This is a genomic window from Paraburkholderia sp. EG304, assembly GCF_046543485.1.
Taxonomy (GTDB): Bacteria; Pseudomonadota; Gammaproteobacteria; order Burkholderiales; family Burkholderiaceae; genus Paraburkholderia; species Paraburkholderia youngii.
On sequence record NZ_JBKGUA010000178.1, the window covers coordinates 1 to 2,356 of the forward strand.

A 2,356-nucleotide genomic window follows, 5' to 3' on the forward strand; every position below is an offset into this window, starting at 1 on the left:
AGCGCAACCATCGCGCCCACCATCAACACGTCGCCGTGAGCGAAGTTGATGATGCCCAGAATGCCGTAAACCATCGTATAGCCCAGTGCGATGATGGCGTAGACACTGCCAAGCACCAGTCCATTCATGATTTGTTGGACCAGAATGTCCATGTCTCTCTTACTCCAGTTGACCGCCTACGGGTTGATACGGGGTAACGGACAGTGCGATGATGTCCGTTACCTGTCAAAAAATAATCGAGTGCGATGGCGGCTATCGCCGCAAATCGCACAGACCGTCACATGTGCGTCGATCCAGTCGCCTGTCCGATCGAATGCGACTTCCCGATCATGGTCGAGAATTGCATCTGCTTGTGCACTGTCACGAAATCACGCCAGAAATACTGCGGCCGATCGCCGTCGTGTCTCCCGAATAGACGAGTTTCTGAACGGAGTACGCGCCCGGTTCCCGACCCACTGCGTCATCCTCCGATAGCACTTCGAACGCAACCGAGCGACGATTTGCCGCTGCTGATGCTCTGTTCACATCTTCAACCGCGATTCGAACAGCGCTTTCGTCGTTCTTTCCAAAGGTAAACTGCCCGCCTGTCAGCGGTTCAGCAACTATCTCCGTTGCGAATTTAGGCTGTCCAGCCACGCGGACACCGGACGGTAGTGCCGCGACCGAAGCGGACGACTGATTGATGCCATTCATGGATGTCCCTCTCTTTGTATTGCTCAACTGATAACGGGCTCCCATCCGTTTTGCCCGATATGCACGCAAGCTTCAGCCAAAATCCAAATATTCCAAAAGTCCGCGCGTTCTTTTTTTTGCCGAGTGTCGACGCGACATTTGACAGCATTCATCGTGTTCTCGACCAAGCGTTACTGACGGATCAATACATTTTCTCGGAGCCGCACGGATCACGTCAGCAGTCGCATCGCATCCCGCTAAGGCTAGCGTCAAAAGCGATCACACAGAACCAGAAATTTCTGTTGCGTGGCCCCGGAATAGCACTATTCGACTGGAACTCTTGAATTGCAAGCGTCGCATACTTACCCTTTTTCCGACTCATGTGCATGATCTCTATGTGCCCGACAGGATGACGCATCAGATCCAAAAATTCCTGAAGCGAACATCAGCTTGATGATGCGTTTGATGGCGCAGCGATCTCACGTGACGCTATGTTGTTCAGGTACCTCTCCTGGACAATTGTTGAGCGGTGTCGCCTACCCGTCGTTGCGCGCGTCAAGCGGCAATCAGATCGCCACCCTTTTGTCAACGACCGCTTTTTTGTGGATCGCCAATGCTGATGAATCGCCATCCCGAAATAACGATGTGCATTAGGCATTGCAGGAGGGGGCGCAGCAGCGCATCGACCGTCTACGCCTCGTCACGCCAACCGCCGGCTTGTCTACAAAACCGCGCTTTCAAATAGCACCAACAGCCTGATGGCCTAATGATCAGCTTCGGGGCTCGGAGCGGCCAACACCCTTTCGACGCTACGTTGCCTCCCCCCCCTTGCGGCAGTGCCTTTCCTGTCAATCTACCCGACGCGCCCAACTGTCAGCCTCCTTCAGAAGGACCAAGGTACCCCCGGCACCGGCACAATACTGCGGTGGGCCGAGGCTGGGCCCTATTCTATTTTGCGCGATTAGGAATATGAAATAAATTCGGCTTATATCCGCGCAGCTCACTTTTCCTTGCCGCATAAATTCTGCTTATGCCGGCTTAAGCAAGTTATGCTTGTATCAGAGATGAACTGCCGTTAGGATTGCCCGGTCACACCTTCAACGATCCGAGTGGACTCCGTTTCGGTGGGTGTTTTCAGGGCTACGAAGGTCATCCAGTGATGAAGTTCGATCCGATCGATGAGCCATCAGAATGATCAGAATGAAGTGATCAAGCAGTTAAAGTGGTTGGTAGTTGGGGCCGTCGCGGAGCATGGTGAACGTGCATGGGAATCGGCGTCCGACTAAAGAAGAAATGACCAAGGTTTCGTCCCAATAAGGGACCTGCCATGTGGAGGCCCCGAAGACGGATGATCTGACCGATGAAGCAGAACCTGAATCGCGCGGTGGCGAAGGTGCTCAAGCGCCTACATTATCCGCTTGACGTAATCCTTCTCTGCGTGCGCCGGTACGCTGCGTATCCGCTGAGTCTGCGTTACCTCCAACAGACGAATGGCGAACGAGGAATTTCGGTTCGCCATCCGACTGTGCATCGCTGGACACTCAAACTGTTGCCGGTTCTAGCAGGCTGTTGAAATACCTCCCGCGCACGTCATCCGCGCGGGAGGGGTAAACGTTGAAACAAAGAACCGGACAACACTGAGACTGAAGCGATGCGCGGAGCGGACGGCTATACCGAGTCGATG

Annotated in this window: 2 protein-coding genes and 1 pseudogene; 1 reads left to right on the forward strand and 2 read right to left on the reverse strand. The window is 54.0% G+C overall.

Features of this window, described 5'->3' with window-relative positions; translation table 11 throughout:
* Both ACLFKU_RS43070 and ACLFKU_RS43075 read right to left on the reverse strand, forming a co-directional pair.
* Nucleotides 1-152 (reverse strand): ABC transporter permease subunit (locus ACLFKU_RS43070; RefSeq protein ID WP_410853303.1); only part of this gene is annotated, 152 nt, incomplete at its 3' end.
* Nucleotides 153-360: 208 nt separating this feature from the next.
* Nucleotides 361-693: a hypothetical protein gene (locus ACLFKU_RS43075; protein ID WP_410853302.1), complete on the reverse strand. Its 333-nt coding sequence runs from the start codon at nucleotides 691-693 to the stop codon at nucleotides 361-363.
* Between the two features lie 1,339 nt (nucleotides 694-2,032).
* On the opposite strand from ACLFKU_RS43075, the pseudogene ACLFKU_RS43080 reads away from it, so the two are divergent.
* Nucleotides 2,033-2,233 (forward strand): annotated as a pseudogene (locus ACLFKU_RS43080) (IS6 family transposase); the annotation flags it as partial.
* Between the last annotated feature and the right edge of the window lie 123 nt (nucleotides 2,234-2,356).